This is a genomic window from Streptomyces achromogenes subsp. achromogenes, assembly GCF_000720835.1.
GTDB lineage: Bacteria > Actinomycetota > Actinomycetes > Streptomycetales > Streptomycetaceae > Streptomyces > Streptomyces achromogenes.
In genome coordinates this window covers 40735-57206 of the sequence record NZ_JODT01000051.1, presented here as the reverse complement: position 1 = coordinate 57206, position 16472 = coordinate 40735, and the positions used below count along the sequence as shown (strand labels likewise).

The following is a 16472-nucleotide window of genomic DNA, read 5'->3' as shown; positions in this document are numbered from 1 at the left end:
GGGGCGCTCAACCAGTACCCGGACGGATCCCGCGGTCCGCTAGTAGCCGGACGGATCCTGCGGCCCCCGCCCCGACAGCACCTCGCCGTAGGCCTGCATCAGGTCGGGCAGCCGCAGGGTCGCCAGGTCCTCCCGGGACAGCGGGCCCGCGTACGACGACAGCCGCAGGTCCCGGTACGCGCAGCTCTTCTCGTACAGCGTCCGCAGGAACCGTCCGTTGCCCAGCTCGTCGATCCACCCCTGCCCGACCACGTGCCCGGCGATCGACCGCAGCTCCTCCAGCGCCTCGTCGTCCCACTGGTCGCCGTTCTCCGCCGCGAGCACCTTGCCGATCTCGGTGAGCTCCTGCGGCCGGTACGAGGGGAAGTCCACCCGGGTGGTGAAGCGGGAGGACAGCCCGGGGTTGGCGGCCAGCAGGCGGTCCATGCCCTCCGGGTAGCCGGCCAGGATCACCACCAGGTGGTCGCGGTTGTCCTCGGCCCGCTTCAGCAGCACCTGGAGCGCCTCGTCGCCGTACGCGTCCCCCTTGCCGTACCCCGAGTTGGACAGCGAGTACGCCTCGTCCACGAACAGCACCCCGCCGATCGCGGAGTCGATCAGCTCGTTGGCCTTCACGGCCGTCTGCCCCAGGTACTCGCCGACCAGGTCGGCCCGCTGCGCCTCCACGAGATGGTCGCCGCCGAGCAGGCCCAGGGCGTAGAACACCCGGCCCAGGATGCGCGCGACCGTGGTCTTGCCCGTGCCGGACGGGCCGGAGAAGACGAAGTGCCGTTTGGGCGGCTGCACCGGCAGGCCCTGTCCGGCCCGCAGCCGCGCCATGTTCAGCTGCGCGGACAACGCCTTGACCTGGCGCTTGACCGGTTCCAGGCCCACCATGCGCTCCAGCTCGGCGAGCGCCTGCTCGAGTAACGCGGGGTCGGTCGGCCCGGCCGGGACCGGCGGGGCGGAACCCGCGGGGCCGGTTCTGGTCCGCACCGAGGGGTCGGCCACCGACGGCGGCGGGCCGGTCGGCAGGTCGGGCTCCGGCAGCCGCAGATCGCGGCCCTCGGTGCCGAACAGCGGATCGAACCCGTCCGGGCCGTCCACCGTGTCCTGTCCCGCGCCGGTCAGGGTGATCGCGGCGAGGTCGCCCGTCTCGTCGTACCCGTCGCCCTCGGCGATCGCCGCGAGCCGGGCCGAGGTGTCCATGAAGGCCGGGTCGACCCGGTGCACCGCCCGGTACAGGGGGAGCGCGGCGGCCGACCGCCCGGTGCCCTCGTGCGCCCGCGCCAGCCAGTAGCGCAGCTCCTTGCGCTGCGGCTGCTCGCTGCGGCACCGCATCAGCGCGGCCGACAGCAGGGGTTCGGCCTGGCCGTACATCTCCAGCCGGACCCGGGCCATGCCGCCGAAGAGACCGGCCTCGATGCCGAGCAGGGGATCGTCCAGCAGCGGATCGGTGTGCCGGACCAGCTGATCCCAGTCCTTGACCAGATAGGCGCGGCAGGCGTGCAGGAAGCGGACCTGGGCGTCGGTGTCGACCGGGGGCAGGCCGGCGAGGGCGCGGTCCAGCTCGGGCACGTGCCGGCCGTCCAGCCAGTGGGAGGCGTGCGCCAGCAGCAGATCGCGCGGGCTCTCCAGCACGGGCTGCACCCACCAGCCCAGCCAGTACCAGGAGTTGAGGGTGCGGCGGTGCCGGGCGCGCTGTTCGCCGAAGCGGTCGCGGTGCCGGAACATGCGCAGCAGCGCGGTGGTGGTGTCGACCCGGAGCGCGTGCAGTCCGAGCCAGGCGTCCGCCATGCCCGGGTCGATCCGCACCGCGGTGCGGAACTCCTCCTCCGCCTGCGGGTAGGCGCCCATCGTGTAGGCGTCGACGCCCCGCAGCCAGGCGAGGTCGGCCGGCGCCTCGGGGCCCTGCGTGCCGAAGTCCATCCCGTCCCCCCACAGACCGTGCACCCGTGGTTCACCAGCGGGCAGTCGCCCGATGGCCACCGCGGTCGAACCGCCGTACCGCGGAACGGAGTTGCAGGTGCGCGAGGCTGCCGCTCGAAGGTCGCACCGAGGGCATCGTACCCGCGGTGCGGGTACCTGCCGAAGGGTGCCGCACAGGGCGTTCGGCGAGGTGGGGGCAGACGGGGCGCACGGGATTTCGTGACCGAGGGTGAGAGGACCGCCGCGCCGGCGCGCGGAAAGGGGGTCCCGCGGGCAGAACGAAGCCCCCGGTCACGGGGGAACAACCGGGGGCTTCGTGTCGGCGGGCGGCTCCGAAAGCCGCACATTCAGAACGTAAGTCTTGTACGGGCCCTCGGTCAAGCGAAGTTGAGGTACTGGGATAACTTCTGTCGCAAGAGTCTTCACAGGTTCACCACATCGCGGAGGATCCGTCACCGAGCGTCACATCAGACGGGGATCCGGGGGTCCGCGGCCGGTCCCGGCAGCACCTCGTACCCCTCCGGTCGCTGGAGCACCAGGAGATCGGCGTGGGGGCGTGAGGGATCGGTGACGAAGTGCGCGTGCTCCGCCGCGACCCACCCGTCCCAGAACTCCCGTTGCTCCGCCCCGTCCCGCCGCCGGCCGCGCGCCCAGGACTCCTCCCGGGGCAGCTCCATCCACAGCAGCCGGGCCAGATGAGGCCGCAGCGCCCGGCGGCCGGCGCCGACGCCCTCGAGCAGCACCACGGGCGCGGCCGGCACCGGCAGCGGGGCACCGAAGGCGCGGGCCCGCCAGTCGTAGGGGGTGACGTACCCGCTCTCGCCCCGGCCCAGCGGTTCGATCACCTGGGTCGTGAGCCGGCCGGTCCAGGCGAACAGGTGCTCATGGCTGGCGAAGTCGTCGAGGTGGACCACCGGTGCCCCGCCCAGCGCCCGCGCCAGCCGCCCGGCGAAGGTCGACTTGCCGGATCCGGCGTGCCCGTCCACGCCGATCAGCCGGACCGGCCCCAGGGACGGGGGGAGCCCGCGCAGCCGGGCGGCGAGGTCGTGAATGGTCATTTCCCGAGGGTGGGGTGCGAGGTGGGCCGGTTTTCCGCGCGACAGTCTAGTGGCGGGTGTCGGGGGGTCGGCGGGGCGGCAACCGGCGAGGGCGCTGCGGGCCGCCGGGGCCGACGGGGGCCGTCAGGGCCGGTGCGAGCCGCCGGCAGCCGCCGGGGAGCCGGGGGAGTGGCCGGACCGGGAAAAGTCCCGCCTTGAATCACCGGCCGCGGGCCAGTCGAACGCGTCGATAAACAATCCGAATCCGCTGACCGATATGTCGAATTCGGCGTTCCGGGTGTGGCCCACGCTGAGTAAGGTGCCTCCTGCGCAACGTGATGCGCCGCACGGTGACGGGCAGGGGGATATGGCCGCGGACTTATTCGAAGGGCACTATGTGTGGCATCCGGCGGCCGACGACCGGGTGCTGGCGAGTGTCTGCGTCGACGTGCGTGCCGGGCGCTACCGGTCCGCCGACGAGGCCCTCGCCGAGACCCGTACCGACTTCGGCCTGCGCGCCCACCGCTCGCTGGTGCTCGCCTCCGAGGCGGCCGGCAGCGATCTGGTGGAGCGCTGGCTCGCCGAGGAGCCGACCCCCGAGGCCGCGCTGATGTGGGCGCGGGTGGCGGTGCAGCGCGCCCTGCGGGCCGCCGACGCGCGCGACGAGCGCGCCGAGGCGCTGGAGCGGATAGCGCTGGCCGCCTGCGACCGGGCCGCCGAGGCGGCCCCCGCCGACCCCACGCCCTGGGTCGCGCGGCTCTCCATGGCCCGGCTGCACCGGCTGCGCGACCCGGCCCCGAAGGGCCTGCTCACCTCGCCGCCCGGCCCCTGGCGGCTGTTCGCGCACATCCTGTCCCTGGACCCCTGGCACCGCGAGGCCCACCACCGCTTCCTGTCCTGCTTCTTCACCCGCCACGGCGGCTCGGTCACCGCCGCCTGGGACGTCGCCGCCTTCCTCAGCCAGCGGGCACCCGCCGACTCCCCTCTGCGGCTGCTGCCCCTGGTGGCCCTGGTGGAGAGCTACAACCCCACCCAGCTGCTCGCCGACCGGGTCTGGGAACAGCCCCAGTGGCGCTCCACCGCGCTGGCGATCTACCAGAACTGGCTGCCCGCGGTGGCCGGTTACCGCTTCACCCCGGTGCTCGACCTCGCCTACCTCGCGCACGCGCTGGTGATGGCCCAGCGCGAGTTCGAGGCCCGGGCGGTGTTCGCGGCGATGGGCCCGTACGCCTCGCGCATGCCCTGGAGCGCCTTCGGAGACCCCGTCGAGCAGCTGTCCCGGGCCCGGCGCGCCTGCGGCCTGCCCGTCCCGGGGCCGGGCTGACCCATCCGCTCTCCTTGCTCCTCCTTGCTCCTTCTCGTCCCTCCTTGCCCCTTCTTGTCCCCATCCAGAGAAAGGCCGATCCGTGTCGGAACGGACGTCGACTTCCCGGGCGCGTGCCCGGGCCGCGGACGCCGTCGTGCTCGACGACGACGCCACGCTGCACGCGATGGGTTATCCGCGCAAGCTCACCCGCCGCTTCAAAGCGTTCGACAATTTCGCGATCTCGTTCACCATCATCAATATCCTCTCGGGAATCTTCTCGTCCTTCGGATTCGGTATGAACGCGGGCGGCCCGCGGATTCTCGTGTTCGGCTGGATCGGTGTCTCGGTGATGGTCCTGCTCATCGGAGCGGCCATGGCGGAGGTCGCCTCCGCCTATCCCACGAGCGGTGCCCTGTATTTCTCCGCCGGTAAACTCGCCAAGCGGCACAAGGGCGCCTGGTCGTGGTTCACGGGCTGGCTGAACTTCGTGGGCCAGATCGGCGGCACGGCCGCCACCGGATACGCCGCGGCCACCTTCATCCAGGTGTTCGTGGAGCTTCAGTGGCCGTCGTACCACCCGACCGCACACCAGACGGTGCTGATCACGGCCCTGATCATCGTCCTGCAAGGACTCGCCAACACCTACACGGTCCAGCTCGTCGCGATACTGAACCGCATTTCCGTATGGTGGCTGCTGATCGGACTGGTCGTGATCGTGGGCGCCCTCGTCGTGATGCCCGACCACCACCAGTCGGCGTCCTTTGTCACGCATTTCGAGAACAACACCGGTTTCACCAGCGGGCTTTACGGCGGAATGCTCGGCCTGCTGGTCACCAGCTGGACCTTCACCGGGTTCGACGGCAGCTTCCACATGTCCGAGGAAACCGTCCAGGCGACGGTCAGCGCCCCGAAGGGGATCACCCGCGCCATCGCCTGTTCGGCGGTCGCCGGCCTGGTGCTGATGCTGGCATTGGTCTACAGCATCGGCGACTACGCCAAGGTGGCCGGCGCGGCCGCCCCGCCCATCCAGATCCTCATCGACGGCCTCGGGCTGCGCACCGCCAAGGTGCTGCTGCTCATCGTCATCGGCGCGATGCTCTTCTGCGGTCTGGCCAACCTCACCAGCAACACCCGGCAGATCTTCGCCTTCTCCCGGGACGGCGCCATGCCCGGCTCCCGCTGGTGGCACTCGGTCTCGCTGCGCACCCGTACGCCGGTGAAGGCGGTGTGGCTCGCGGTCGGCTGCTCGCTGGCGCTGGTGGTGCCGGGCTGGTGGTCGCACACGGCGTTCACCGCGATCGTCAGCGTCAACGTGGTCGGCCTCTTCCTCGCCTACGCCGTGCCGATCTTCCTGCGGCTGCGGCTCGGCGACTCCTTCCAGCCCGGCCCCTGGCACCTGGGCCGCTGGGGCCGTCCGATCGGCTGGCTGGCGGTGGTGTGGATCCTCCTCAGCAGCGTGCTGTTCATGCTCCCGCAGGCCTCCCCGATCACCGTCGACTCCTTCAACTACGCCCCGATCGCGCTCGCCGTCGTCCTGCTGATCGCCACGGTGTGGTGGTTCGCCACGGCCCGCCGCCGCTTCCAGGGGCCGGTGAGCTACGGACGACCCGACGAGGTCGCCGCGATGGACCTGGTCTGACCCCTGCCGGGCCCCGGGCGGACGACCGCCCGGGGCCCGCGGGCGGACACCCCCGGGCTCCGGCCGCCAGTGGCCGAGACCAATATTCCTGGCGCGGCATGCGTCGAAGTGCTGGCAGCGCGATTCGCCCTGCTCCATAGTGGCCGCACCGGACCAGCCCGACTCGGACACCCTGGGGGTCGTCGCGCCCATGAGCAGAGCCGAACAGCCCTCCCGCAGAACCGTCCTGGCGGCGGCCGTCGCCGCGACGGTGGCCGGCACCGCGGCCCCCGCTGCCGCCGCCGCGCCGCGATCCGCCCGCCACGCCGACGACCCCGCGCCCGTGCCGGGCCGCCCGGTCGACTACCACGCCTGGACCACGTACCGGGACTGGCGTTCCGGAACGGCCGAGGGCACCCGGGCCGCCGCCGGACGCCGGCCCGGCGTGGTGATCGGCGCCCCCGCCGGCCGTACCGACTACACCGACCCGCACACCGGCACCACCGCCGCCTGGGAGTACGCCACCTGGACCGGCCCCGAGCACCGGCTCACCGTGCCCGCGACCGAGGTCGTCGCCTCCTGGAACGCGCACACCCCCGAGGGCACCTGGCTCCAGGTCGAGCTGGGCGGCACGTACTCCGACGGCACCGGCACGCCCTGGTACGTGCTGGGCCGCTGGGCGTCCGGCGACCGGGACATCCGGCGGACCTCGGTGGACGGCCAGGGCGACGGCAAGAGCACCGTGTGGACCGACACCCTCGCCGTCGACGACCCGGGCAGCGGCCTGCGCCTGACGTCGTACCGGCTGCGCCTGACCCTCTACCGCAGGCCCGGCACCCGGCTCACCCCGACCGTCTGGCGGCTGGGCGCGATGGGCTCCGACGTCCCCGACCGCTTCACCGTCCCGGCCTCCACCCCCGGCCTCGCCCGGGAACTGGCCGTCCCGCGCTACTCGCAGGAGATCCACAAGGGCCAGTACCCCGAGTACGACAACGGCGGCGAGGCCTGGTGCAGCCCGACCTCCTCGCAGATGATCATCGAGTACTGGGGCGGCCGGCTCAGCCCCGAGCAGCTGTCCTGGGTGGACCCGGCCTACGCCGACCCGCAGGTGTGCCACGCGGCCCGCTTCACCTACGACCACCAGTACGCGGGCTGCGGCAACTGGCCCTTCAACGCCGCCTACGCGGCCACCTTCCCGGGCCTGCAGGGTGTGGTCACCCGGCTCGCCTCCCTCACCGACCTGGAGACGCTGATCGCGGCCGGCATCCCGGCCATCACCTCCCAGTCGTTCCTCAAGAGCGAGCTGACCGGGGCCGGTTACGGCACCGCCGGCCACCTGATGACGGTCATCGGCTTCACGGCCGACGGGGACGTGATCGCGGGCGATCCGGCCTCGCCGAGCGACGAGGCGGTGCGGCGCGTCTACAAACGGCGCGAATGGGAAAATATCTGGCTGCGGACGAAGCGGTACAACGCCTCCGGCAAGGTCGTCTCCGGCACCGGCGGGGTCTGCTACCTGTACTTCCCGGCCCGTCCGACCCCGCATCAGCGCAGGGCGCTCGCCGCGGTGGGCGTGCGCTGAGCCGCCGCCCTGTGACCAAGCTCATCGCCGCAAACGCCGACGCGGGTGGCATGGTGGACGACAGGGGCGGGGGATTTACACCGTAGACGTCCGATTTCTGTGAGTGACACCATGACCGCACACCCGGCCACCGCCGCCCGCGCCGTCACCGGCGGCCCCCGCGAAGACGGCCCCGACCTGCTCGAGCACGTCATGGGCTGGGTCCTCGTCGCGGTGTTCGCGATGCTCGTGACCCAGCTCGGACTGCTCTGATCCGGCGCGTCCCGTCCGGCGGGACCCGCTCGCCGGCCTGGTCACCGCCGCCGCCCGCCCGCCGGGACGACTGACGGGCGGGCGGACGGCCGGTGCCGCCGATCCGGCTAGTTGATCGCCTTGATCAGCTCACCGTTGGAGGTGTCGCCGCTCAGCTCCCAGAAGAAGGTGCCGCCGAGGCCCTGCTGGTTCTTGTACGTCATCTTGGTGGCGATGGTCGCCGGGGTGTCGTAACTCCACCAGTCGCTGCCGCACTTGGCGTAGGCGGTGCCGGCCACCGTGCCGGTCGCCGGGCACTTGGTCTTGAGCACCTTGTAGTCGTCGATGCCCTGCTCGTACGTGCCGGCCGCCGGGCCGGTTGCCGTACCGCCGGGCGCCGCCTGGGTGACGCCGGTCCAGCCGCGCCCGTAGAAGCCGAGTCCGAGCAGCAGCTTGGAGGCCGGGATGCCGAGGCCCCTGAGCTTGGCGATCGTCGCGGAGGTGTAGTAGTCCGCCTTCGGGATGCCCGAGTACGAGTTCAGCGGGGAGTGCGGGGCGGTCGGGCCCTTCGCGTCCCAGGCGCCGAAGTAGTCGTACGTCATCGGGTTGTACCAGTCCACGTACTGCGCGGCACCGGCGTAGTCCGCCGCGTCGATCTTGCCGCCGCTGGTGGCGTCCGCGGTGATCGCCGCGGTGACCAGGTTCCCGGAGCCGAACTTCGCGCGCAGTGCGGCCATCACGGTGCGGTACGCGTCCCGCCCGCTGGTGTCGCAGGTGTTGCCGCAGGCGTTCGGGTACTCCCAGTCGATGTCGATGCCGTCGAAGACACCGGCCCACTTGGAGTTCTTCACCAGGTCGTAGCAGGACTGGGCGAACGCGGCCGGGTTCTTCGCCGCCTCGCCGAAGCCGCTCGACCAGGTCCAGCCGCCGAAGGACCACAGGACCTTCAGGCCCGGGTGCTTCTTCTTCAGCTTCAGCAACTGGTTGAAGTTGCCGCGCAGCGGCTGGTCCCAGGTGTCGGCGACGCCGTCCACGGACTCGGCCGCGGTGTAGGCCCGGTCGGTGGCCGCGTAGGAGTCGCCCAGGGCGCACTTGCCGCCGGTGACGTTGCCGAAGGCGTAGTTGATGTGGGTCAGCTTGGCCGCGGAGCCCGAGGTCTCGATGTTCTTGACGTAGTACTTGCGGTCGTAGGTGCCCCATTCGGTGAAGTAGCCGACGACCTTGGAGCCGGCCGTGGCCTCGGGGGCGCTCGGCGCCGCCGCGGTGGCGGTGCCCGTCCCGGCCAGCAGGCCGGCGCCGAGGGCGGCGGTACACGCGGCCGACAGCAGTGCCCGGACGAGCGAGCGGTGGGGAGTGTGCATCGGGTGTCTCCTCGTGGGGGAGGGGAACGCGCGCCGATTGGCATGAACGCGGTAAGGCGTGGCTGCACCCTAGGAGGACTAGACCAGTGGGTCAATGGTGCGGACCAATTTCACGGACGGGTGATGCCCGCGCGGGAATCCTGAAGTGAGCGGTCGTTAACTGGTGACGGGAGGTCGCCGATCGGGCATACTCACAGCGCATGCCGCTGGTCAGCAGCTTCCGAGACCCGGAAGCGGGCGCCTCGGCACAGCGGATCGATCAGGCGGAGCCGCCCCCACCACGGGCCGTGCCGCCGGTGTCCGAACAGGGAGGAGCCGACGCCATGTCCGACCGCGCGCCGCAGCCGGTGGAGCGTCAACTGCCGACGGAAGAGGCGAGGGATCTGCTCGCCCTGGTCCGGGAGATCGCCCAGCGCGAGATCGCGCCGAAGGCGGCCGAGGAGGAGGACGCGGGACGCTTCCCGCGCGAGGTCTTCACCCTGCTCTCCGCATCCGGCCTGCTCGGCCTGCCGTACCCCGCCGAGTACGGCGGCGGCGACCAGCCGTACGAGGTCTACCTCCAGGTGCTGGAGGAACTGGCCGCCGCCCGGCTCACCGTCGGCCTCGGCGTCAGCGTCCACACGCTCGCCTCCTACGCGCTCGCCACCTACGGCAGCAAGCAGCAGCAGGTCGAGCACCTGCCCGCGATGCTGGGCGGCGGCCTGCTCGGCGCCTACTGCCTGTCCGAGCCGTCCTCCGGCTCCGACGCCGCCTCCCTGCGCACCAAGGCCGTCCGCGAGGGCGACACCTGGGTGATCGACGGAAGCAAGGCCTGGATCACCCACGGCGGCATCGCCGACTTCTACACGGTGATGGCCCGCACCGGCGAGGACGGCCCGCGCGGGATCACCGCCTTCCTCGTCCCCGCCGACGCGCCCGGCCTGAGCGGCGCGGCGCCCGAGCGGAAGATGGGCCTGAAGGGCTCGCCCACCGCCCAGGTGCACTTCGACGGTGTCCGCGTCCCGGACGGCCGGCGCATCGGCGAGGAGGGGCAGGGCTTCTCCATCGCCCTGTCGGCGCTCGACTCCGGCCGGCTCGGCATCGCGGCCTGCGCCGTCGGCCTGGCCCAGGCCGCCCTGGACGAGGCGGTCCGGTACGCCACCGAGCGCCGCCAGTTCGGCCGGCCCATCGCCGACTTCCAGGGCCTGCGCTTCATGCTCGCCGACATGGCCACCCAGATCGAGGCGGGCCGCGCGCTCTACCTCGCCGCCGCCCGGCTACGGGACGCGGGGCGGCCGTTCGCCAAGCAGGCCGCCATGGCCAAGCTGCACTGCACCGACACCGCCATGAAGGTCACCACGGACGCGGTGCAGATCCTGGGCGGCTACGGCTACACCGCCGACTTCCCGGCCGAACGCTATATGCGCGAGGCCAAGGTCCTGCAGATCGTCGAGGGCACCAACCAGATCCAGCGGATGGTCATCGCCCGTCATGTGGCGGGCCCAGAAGATCGCTGAACTGCCCCGGATGCACCGTCGGGGCCGCCAGCCTGGCCCACTCCGGGTCATGGCGGCCCGGCAGGGTGCGGCCCCGGTCCGCCCAGGCCCGCATCAGATCGCGGTAGATCGGCGGGTCCTGGGACGGGGGCGGCGGAAGCGTCTCCGCCGGGCGGGGGACGAAGATACGGCGCTGACGCCCGGTCGCCGGGTACGTGGGGGTCATACCCGGGCAACGCGCCGGCGGCCGGACAGGTCACCCCTCGGCGGAATCGAGCGTCAGTCCACACCTGTCCGGTGTTCCGTCCGGCCCGACACCCCGTCAACGCCCCGGTGACCAGCGCGTGTTCCGCGGCCGTCCCGCACCCCGGAGAGCCCGAAGTGCGCCGGCGCGGCCCGCCGGAACCGCAAGAGGTCCCGTCGTTCGTCGTGGTCCCCGGGCCGGGCGCCGCGCACCCGGGCACGCCGATTCCGCACCACGACAACCGGTGCGCCATGGTGCGGGGCGAAAGACGAGGAAGAGTGGGCCGGCTCAGGCGGCCTGGTCGCGCATCGCCGGTACGCGCATCGGGCGCGAGCCCGGGCCGCCGACGTGCGAGAAGGGCTGCGTCCGCCAGTCCAGGCCCTGGGGAAGGGTGAGCAGCAGGGCGGTGTCCTGCTCCTGCGGCTCGACGGACTCGTCCGCGGGGCGGGCGTCGGCCGCCGGACGGCCCGTGCCCGCGCACACCGTGAGCCCGAACGGGTTCCACGGCGAGGCGCACAACGCGTGCTCCGGCAGAACCTCCTCGTCCGCCAGCAGCGCGATCGGCTGCGCGCAGTCCGGGCAGATCACCCGGTACATCTCGAAGGTGTCGTAGGCGTCGAGTTCCTCGTCGTAGGCGTCGGGTTCGACGCCCTCCGGCTCGGGCTCGACGACCGGCTGCGGCCGTGCGGACGTAGATCGACCAGGGCGATGGGCACTCTGCATGGGATTCTCCCCCTAAGGCTGGGCCGTGAAAGGCACTGCGGCCTCGACCACAGCAAGCACTTCCCGTCCGGTCTCCGCGGTAATCACGAGAACATCACGGAGCCTGTTCGAGTCGTGTGGTGTTCGTCACATGCCGCGCGCAGATGCCCGTCCCGGTGCTTTTTCCGGGGAACGGGCCATGACCTGCGTCTCCGAGGTATCCGTGGAGATCAAGCGCACTGTAGGTTTTGGCGGCATGGAGGAGCTGGACCGTCAGATCGTGCAGCTGCTCGTCAAGGACGGGCGGATGAGCTACACAGACCTGGGCAAGGCCACGGGCCTGTCCACGTCGGCCGTGCACCAGCGGGTGCGCCGGCTGGAACAGCGTGGCGTCATCCGCGGCTATGCCGCGGTGGTCGACCCGGAGGCCGTCGGGCTGCCGCTGACCGCGTTCATCTCGGTCAAGCCGTTCGACCCCAGCGCCCCCGACGACATCGCGGACCGCCTCGCCGGCGTCCCCGAGATCGAGGCCTGCCACAGCGTCGCCGGGGACGAGAACTACATCCTCAAAGTGCGCGTGGCCACCCCGCACGAACTGGAGGAACTCCTGGCCCACGTGCGCTCGCTGGCGGGAGTGTCGACCCGTACGACCGTGGTCCTCTCGACCCCCTACGAGGCCCGCCCGCCGAAGATCTGACCCGGCCCGGCACGGCGGACCGGCCCCGGGTGCCGCCCGGACACGCCCCGGGCGCGGCCCACCGGTGGCGCCGAGAGAAACTGTCGACCATGAGCAACCGCACCGCCGAGCCCCCCAAGACCGTCCTGCTCCGCCGCGGCGAGGTGCACAGCCCCGCCGACCCCTTCGCGACGGCGATGGTCGTGGAGGCGGGCCACGTCGCCTGGGTCGGCTCCGAGGGCGCCGCCGACGCCTTCGCCGACGGCGTCGACGAGGTGGTCGACCTCGACGGCGCCTTGGTCACCCCGGCCTTCACTGACGCCCATGTGCACACCACCGCCACCGGTCTCGCCCTGACCGGACTCGACCTGTCCGGCGCCCCCTCCCTGGAGGCGGCCCTCGCCCGCGTCCGCGAGTTCGCCGCCGCCCGCCCCGGCGACCGGGTGCTGCTGGGCCACGGCTGGGACGCCGCCCGCTGGCCCGGCGGCCGCCCGCCGACCCGCGCGGAACTGGACGAGGCCACCGGCGGACGCCCGCTGTACCTGTCCCGCATCGACGTGCACTCGGCGGTCGTCAGCACCGCCCTGCTGGACCTGGTCCCCGCCGCCGTGCCCCGCGACGACGCCCCGCTCACCCGGGACGCCCATCACGTCGTACGCGAGGCCGCGCTCGGCGCCATCACCCCGGCCCAGCGGGAGGAGGCCCAGCGCGCCGCGCTGGCGCACGCCGCCTCGCTCGGCATCGGCACCGTGCACGAGTGCGGGGGCCCGAAGATCTCCTCCGAGGACGACTTCACCGCCCTGCTGCGGCTCGCCGCCGGGTCGCCCGGCCCCCGCGTGGTCGGCTACTGGGCCGAGCAGGGCCGGGACGGCGTGGCCAAGGCCCGTGAGCTGGGCGCGGCCGGTGCCGCCGGCGACCTGTTCGCCGACGGCGCCCTCGGCTCGCACACCGCCTGCCTGCACGAGCCGTACGCCGACGCCGCCCACTCGGGCACCGCCTACCTGGACGCCGACGCCGTCGCCGCCCACGTGGTGGCCTGCACCGAGGCGGGCCTCCAGGCCGGCTTCCACGCCATCGGCGACGCCGCCGTGACCGCCGTGGTCGAGGGCGTGCGCGCCGCCGCCGAGAAGGTGGGCCTGGCTCGTATCCGCGCCGCCCGGCACCGGGTCGAGCACGCCGAGATGCTCACCCCCGAGACCGTCGCCGGCTTCGCCGAACTGGGCCTGATCGCCTCCGTGCAGCCCGCCTTCGACGCGCTGTGGGGCGGCGAGGACGGCATGTACGCCCGGCGGCTGGGTGTCGCACGGGCCCGCACCCTCAATCCGTTCGCCGCGCTGCTGCGGGCCGGCGTCCCGCTGGCGTTCGGCTCGGACAGCCCGGTCACCCCGCTCGACCCGTGGGGCACGGTCCGGGCCGCCGCCTTCCACCGCACGCCCGAGCACCAGATCTCGGTCCGGGCCGCGTTCACCGCGCACACCCGCGGCGGCTGGCGGGCCGTGGGCCGGGACGACGCGGGCGTCCTGGTGCCCGGCGCCCCCGCCGACTACGCCGTCTGGCGCACGGACCGGCTCGTCGTACAGGCCCCCGACGACCGGGTCGCCCGCTGGTCCACCGACCCGCGCTCCGGCACCCCCGGCCTGCCCGACCTCACCCCGGGCCATGACCTGCCGGTCTGCCTGCGCACCGTGGTGGGCGGACGGACGGTGTTCGTACGGCCGGGCGAGTGATCTGTCGGGGTGGCGCGGCGGCCACCGGCCGCCGCAGCCCCGCCGCCCCACCTGCGCATCCTCCCCACCGCCCGCGAAACCGGCACCGTCGTCCCAGCTCAGAGGGCTGTTGACAGTCGGCGGCCGGGGGCCGGTAGGTTCGGCCGAGTCCACCACCGAAACGCCCGACCGGGGCTGTTCGCACGGCTCGTCGCAGCGCCGCTGGGTCAGGGACGGTGTGCCGCACCGGGGCACCGTCACTGGGAGCCAGGCTCAGCGCCCCGCGCCGGCGAGGGAACGCCCCGGACGGTCGGCCGGTGTGACCCGGATGGGGCCCGGGCGCTCCCTAGACAACGGCTCTCGGTAGATCCGCAGCCAGCGGGTCCCAGGTCGGCCCGAAGGGCGCCGGGCCCCCATCCGCCGTGCGGGCGTTCCGTTCGCCGCGCGGCGGGAAAGCGCCGAAAAGCAACACTCCTACCCCGTTCCCGGGGAAACGACACCACAAGATGCCCGCGCCATCGCGTCTTCCCAGTCGGCGGCCACTATGGTGGACCCTTGCGTACGACATGAAGGGGCAGCAGTGAACGACGGCGACGGGGCCCTCGCGGCCAAGGGCCAGGGACGGCAGTTCGGTCCGCTCGGCACGGCCTTGGTGATCATTCCGACCTACAACGAGGCGGAGAACATCAAGACCATCGTGGGCCGGGTACGCGGCGCCGTCCCCGAGGCGCACGTACTCATCGCGGACGACAACAGCCCCGATGGCACCGGCAAGCTCGCCGACGAACTCGCCGCCGCCGACGACCACGTCCACGTGCTGCACCGCAAGGGCAAGGAGGGCCTCGGCGCCGCCTACCTCGCGGGCTTCGGCTGGGGCCTGGAGCGGGACTACGGCGTGCTGATCGAGATGGACGCGGACGGCTCGCACCAGCCCGAGGAGCTGCCCCGGCTGCTCACCGCCCTCAAGGGCGCCGACCTGGTCCTCGGCTCCCGCTGGGTGCCCGGCGGGAGGGTGGTGAACTGGCCCAAGTCCCGGGAGTTCCTCTCGCGGGGCGGCTCCACCTACTCGCGCCTCATGCTCGACGTGCCGATCCGGGACGTGACGGGCGGCTTCCGGGCCTTCCGCCGCGAGACCCTGGAGGGCCTGGGCCTGGGCGAGGTCTCCTCGCAGGGTTACTGCTTCCAAGTCGACCTGGCCCGCCGCGCGGTGAAGGCCGGCTATCACGTCGTCGAGGTCCCCATCACCTTCGTCGAGCGCGAGCTGGGCGACTCCAAGATGAGCCGGGACATCGTGGTCGAGGCGCTGTGGCGGGTCACCTCCTGGGGCGTCGGGGACCGCATCGGCCGGTTCACCGCCAAGGACAAGCGCGCTTAGCACACCGGGTCACGGCCCCGGCCGGTCACTCCCTTATCCGGTGCTGAGCCGCGCCCAGGCACACTGGGAACATGACGACTGGCGCTCCGACCTCCCCGAACACCGCCCGCCGCCGGCGCTCACGGCTGCGCAGGTATCTGCCGCTGGGCCTCGCCGCCTGGCTGGTGCTGGAGATCTGGCTGCTGACCCTGGTCGCGGGCGCGGCCGGCGGGCTCACGGTGTTCCTGCTTCTCGTCGCGGGCCTGGTGGCCGGCTCCGTGGTCATCAAGCGGGCGGGCCGCCGCGCCTTCGCGAGCCTGAACGAGGCCATGCGCCAGGGCGGCTCGCCGGCCCGTGGCGGCGGCAACGGCCTGATGATGCTCGGCGGTCTGCTGCTGATGATCCCCGGCCTGGTCTCGGACGCGGCGGGCCTGCTCCTGCTGCTCCCGCCCGTCCAGCGGGCGGTCAGAAGACGGCATACGAGATGTAGAGAGGTCTCGTGGGCTCGGAGATGTGTATAAGAGACAGGTACATGGAGACCATGTACGGCGCCCGCCGTCGTATATATCGCGCTGTGTACCGGCCGAGCCCCGCGAGGGGCTAGGCGCTCTTGCGGCTGTCCCTGGGGTGGACCGCGATGTTCATCGCGCCCGAACGCAGCACCGCCAGACGCTCCTCGAGGACCTCTTCGAGCTCCTCGCGGGTGCGCCGCTCCATCAGCATGTCCCAATGGGTACGCGCGGGCTTGGCCTTCTTCTCCTCGGGGCCGTCGCCGTCCACCAGGAGTGCCTGGGCACCGCAGACCTTGCACTCCCACTCCGGCGGGATCTCCGCCTCCACAGAGAAGGGCATCTCGAAGCGGTGCCCCTTCTCACATGCGTACTCCACGGCCTGGCGCGGGGCCAGGTCGATGCCGCGGTCCGTCTCGTAGCTGGTCACCACGAGGCGCGTACCGCGAAGAGCTCGCTCACTCATGAATCGTGCCTCCCGGGCTTGTCGCCCACAGGACAGGTGTCGCTGTCGTCGTCATCCGGTCAACGTCCGGTCGGCGGTAAAGATTCCCGTTCCGGGTCATGCGTCGCCGTCGTAGCCGCCCCTTGTTCTACCCACAGGCGCCCGGTTTGTCACATCTGCTAGCAGATGTCACCCAGCGTTTCGGCATCTTTGACGCGCAGTAACGGTACGCCTGGCAGGCCAAACGCGTACACTACCGCCCTTCCGCGCCGAGTGCGAAATCGCTTCCGGAACCACCGGCGCCGGCGCCTGTCGCGA

General features: G+C 72.4%; 13 protein-coding genes. 8 read left to right on the top strand and 5 right to left on the bottom strand.

Annotation, left to right across the window (positions count from 1 at the left end):
- Positions 1-39 precede the first annotated feature (39 nt).
- Complete coding sequence (locus IH25_RS0134585; RefSeq protein WP_030620145.1) at positions 40-1908, bottom strand: AAA family ATPase; 1869 nt, start codon at positions 1906-1908, stop codon at positions 40-42.
- 467 nt (positions 1909-2375) lie between these two features.
- Entirely contained in the window at positions 2376-2966 is a 591-nt protein-coding gene (locus tag IH25_RS0134580) for a uridine kinase family protein (RefSeq protein ID WP_030620141.1), read from the bottom strand.
- 346 nt (positions 2967-3312) lie between these two features.
- Here IH25_RS0134580 and IH25_RS0134575 point away from each other — a divergent pair, with 346 nt between their 5' ends.
- From IH25_RS0134575 to IH25_RS40990, 4 genes are all read left to right on the top strand, one after another.
- Positions 3313-4269, top strand: a complete 957-nt coding sequence (locus tag IH25_RS0134575; RefSeq protein ID WP_209445408.1) for a hypothetical protein — start codon at positions 3313-3315, stop codon at positions 4267-4269.
- A gap of 82 nt (positions 4270-4351) precedes the next feature.
- Positions 4352-5890 carry an amino acid permease gene (locus tag IH25_RS0134570; RefSeq protein ID WP_030620134.1) on the top strand — a complete coding sequence of 513 codons (1539 nt, stop codon included), beginning with the start codon at positions 4352-4354 and terminating at the stop codon, positions 5888-5890.
- A 190-nt stretch (positions 5891-6080) separates the two neighbouring features.
- Positions 6081-7451 carry a peptidase C39 family protein gene (locus IH25_RS0134565; protein WP_030620131.1) on the top strand — a complete coding sequence of 457 codons (1371 nt, stop codon included), beginning with the start codon at positions 6081-6083 and terminating at the stop codon, positions 7449-7451.
- Positions 7452-7562: 111 nt separating this feature from the next.
- Complete coding sequence (locus IH25_RS40990) at positions 7563-7703, top strand: SCO1431 family membrane protein (protein WP_107058523.1); 141 nt, start codon at positions 7563-7565, stop codon at positions 7701-7703.
- Between the two features lie 107 nt (positions 7704-7810).
- Here IH25_RS40990 and IH25_RS0134555 read toward each other — a convergent pair whose 3' ends face one another.
- Positions 7811-9043: a glycoside hydrolase family 18 protein gene (locus tag IH25_RS0134555; RefSeq protein WP_030620128.1), complete on the bottom strand. Its 1233-nt coding sequence runs from the start codon at positions 9041-9043 to the stop codon at positions 7811-7813.
- Positions 9044-9366: 323 nt separating this feature from the next.
- On the opposite strand from IH25_RS0134555, the gene IH25_RS0134550 reads away from it, so the two are divergent.
- Positions 9367-10539, top strand: a complete 1173-nt coding sequence (locus IH25_RS0134550; protein WP_030620125.1) for an acyl-CoA dehydrogenase — start codon at positions 9367-9369, stop codon at positions 10537-10539.
- A gap of 511 nt (positions 10540-11050) precedes the next feature.
- Here the strand turns inward: IH25_RS0134550 and IH25_RS0134545 are convergent.
- The gene (locus tag IH25_RS0134545) at positions 11051-11485 is read right to left on the bottom strand and encodes a hypothetical protein (protein ID WP_030620122.1); all 435 of its coding nucleotides are present in this window, start codon (positions 11483-11485) and stop codon (positions 11051-11053) included.
- A 235-nt stretch (positions 11486-11720) separates the two neighbouring features.
- Between IH25_RS0134545 and IH25_RS0134540 the strand changes: the two genes are divergently transcribed.
- The 3 genes from IH25_RS0134540 (at position 11721) to IH25_RS0134530 (ending at position 15221) form a co-directional block, all read left to right on the top strand.
- Positions 11721-12161: an Lrp/AsnC family transcriptional regulator gene (locus IH25_RS0134540; protein ID WP_030620120.1), complete on the top strand. Its 441-nt coding sequence runs from the start codon at positions 11721-11723 to the stop codon at positions 12159-12161.
- Between the two features lie 89 nt (positions 12162-12250).
- Positions 12251-13867: an amidohydrolase gene (locus tag IH25_RS0134535; protein ID WP_030620117.1), complete on the top strand. Its 1617-nt coding sequence runs from the start codon at positions 12251-12253 to the stop codon at positions 13865-13867.
- 559 nt (positions 13868-14426) lie between these two features.
- Complete coding sequence (locus IH25_RS0134530; protein WP_030620113.1) at positions 14427-15221, top strand: polyprenol monophosphomannose synthase; 795 nt, start codon at positions 14427-14429, stop codon at positions 15219-15221.
- A gap of 579 nt (positions 15222-15800) precedes the next feature.
- Here IH25_RS0134530 and IH25_RS0134520 read toward each other — a convergent pair.
- Entirely contained in the window at positions 15801-16175 is a 375-nt protein-coding gene (locus IH25_RS0134520; RefSeq protein ID WP_003977404.1) for an RNA polymerase-binding protein RbpA, read from the bottom strand.
- Between the last annotated feature and the right edge of the window lie 297 nt (positions 16176-16472).

Excerpts from the sequence above, each read along its gene's own strand:
- IH25_RS0134585 (WP_030620145.1), bottom strand. The coding sequence starts at position 1,908 with ATGGACTTCGGCACGCAGGGCCCCGAGGCGCCGGCCGACCTCGCCTGG.
- IH25_RS0134580 (WP_030620141.1), bottom strand. The coding sequence starts at position 2,966 with ATGACCATTCACGACCTCGCCGCCCGGCTGCGCGGGCTCCCCCCGTCC.
- IH25_RS0134575 (WP_209445408.1), top strand. The coding sequence starts at position 3,313 with ATGGCCGCGGACTTATTCGAAGGGCACTATGTGTGGCATCCGGCGGCC.
- IH25_RS0134565 (WP_030620131.1), top strand. The coding sequence starts at position 6,081 with ATGAGCAGAGCCGAACAGCCCTCCCGCAGAACCGTCCTGGCGGCGGCC.
- IH25_RS40990 (WP_107058523.1), top strand. The coding sequence starts at position 7,563 with ATGACCGCACACCCGGCCACCGCCGCCCGCGCCGTCACCGGCGGCCCC.
- IH25_RS0134555 (WP_030620128.1), bottom strand. The coding sequence starts at position 9,043 with ATGCACACTCCCCACCGCTCGCTCGTCCGGGCACTGCTGTCGGCCGCG.
- IH25_RS0134550 (WP_030620125.1), top strand. The coding sequence starts at position 9,367 with ATGTCCGACCGCGCGCCGCAGCCGGTGGAGCGTCAACTGCCGACGGAA.
- IH25_RS0134545 (WP_030620122.1), bottom strand. The coding sequence starts at position 11,485 with ATGCAGAGTGCCCATCGCCCTGGTCGATCTACGTCCGCACGGCCGCAG.
- IH25_RS0134540 (WP_030620120.1), top strand. The coding sequence starts at position 11,721 with ATGGAGGAGCTGGACCGTCAGATCGTGCAGCTGCTCGTCAAGGACGGG.
- IH25_RS0134535 (WP_030620117.1), top strand. The coding sequence starts at position 12,251 with ATGAGCAACCGCACCGCCGAGCCCCCCAAGACCGTCCTGCTCCGCCGC.
- IH25_RS0134520 (WP_003977404.1), bottom strand. The coding sequence starts at position 16,175 with ATGAGTGAGCGAGCTCTTCGCGGTACGCGCCTCGTGGTGACCAGCTAC.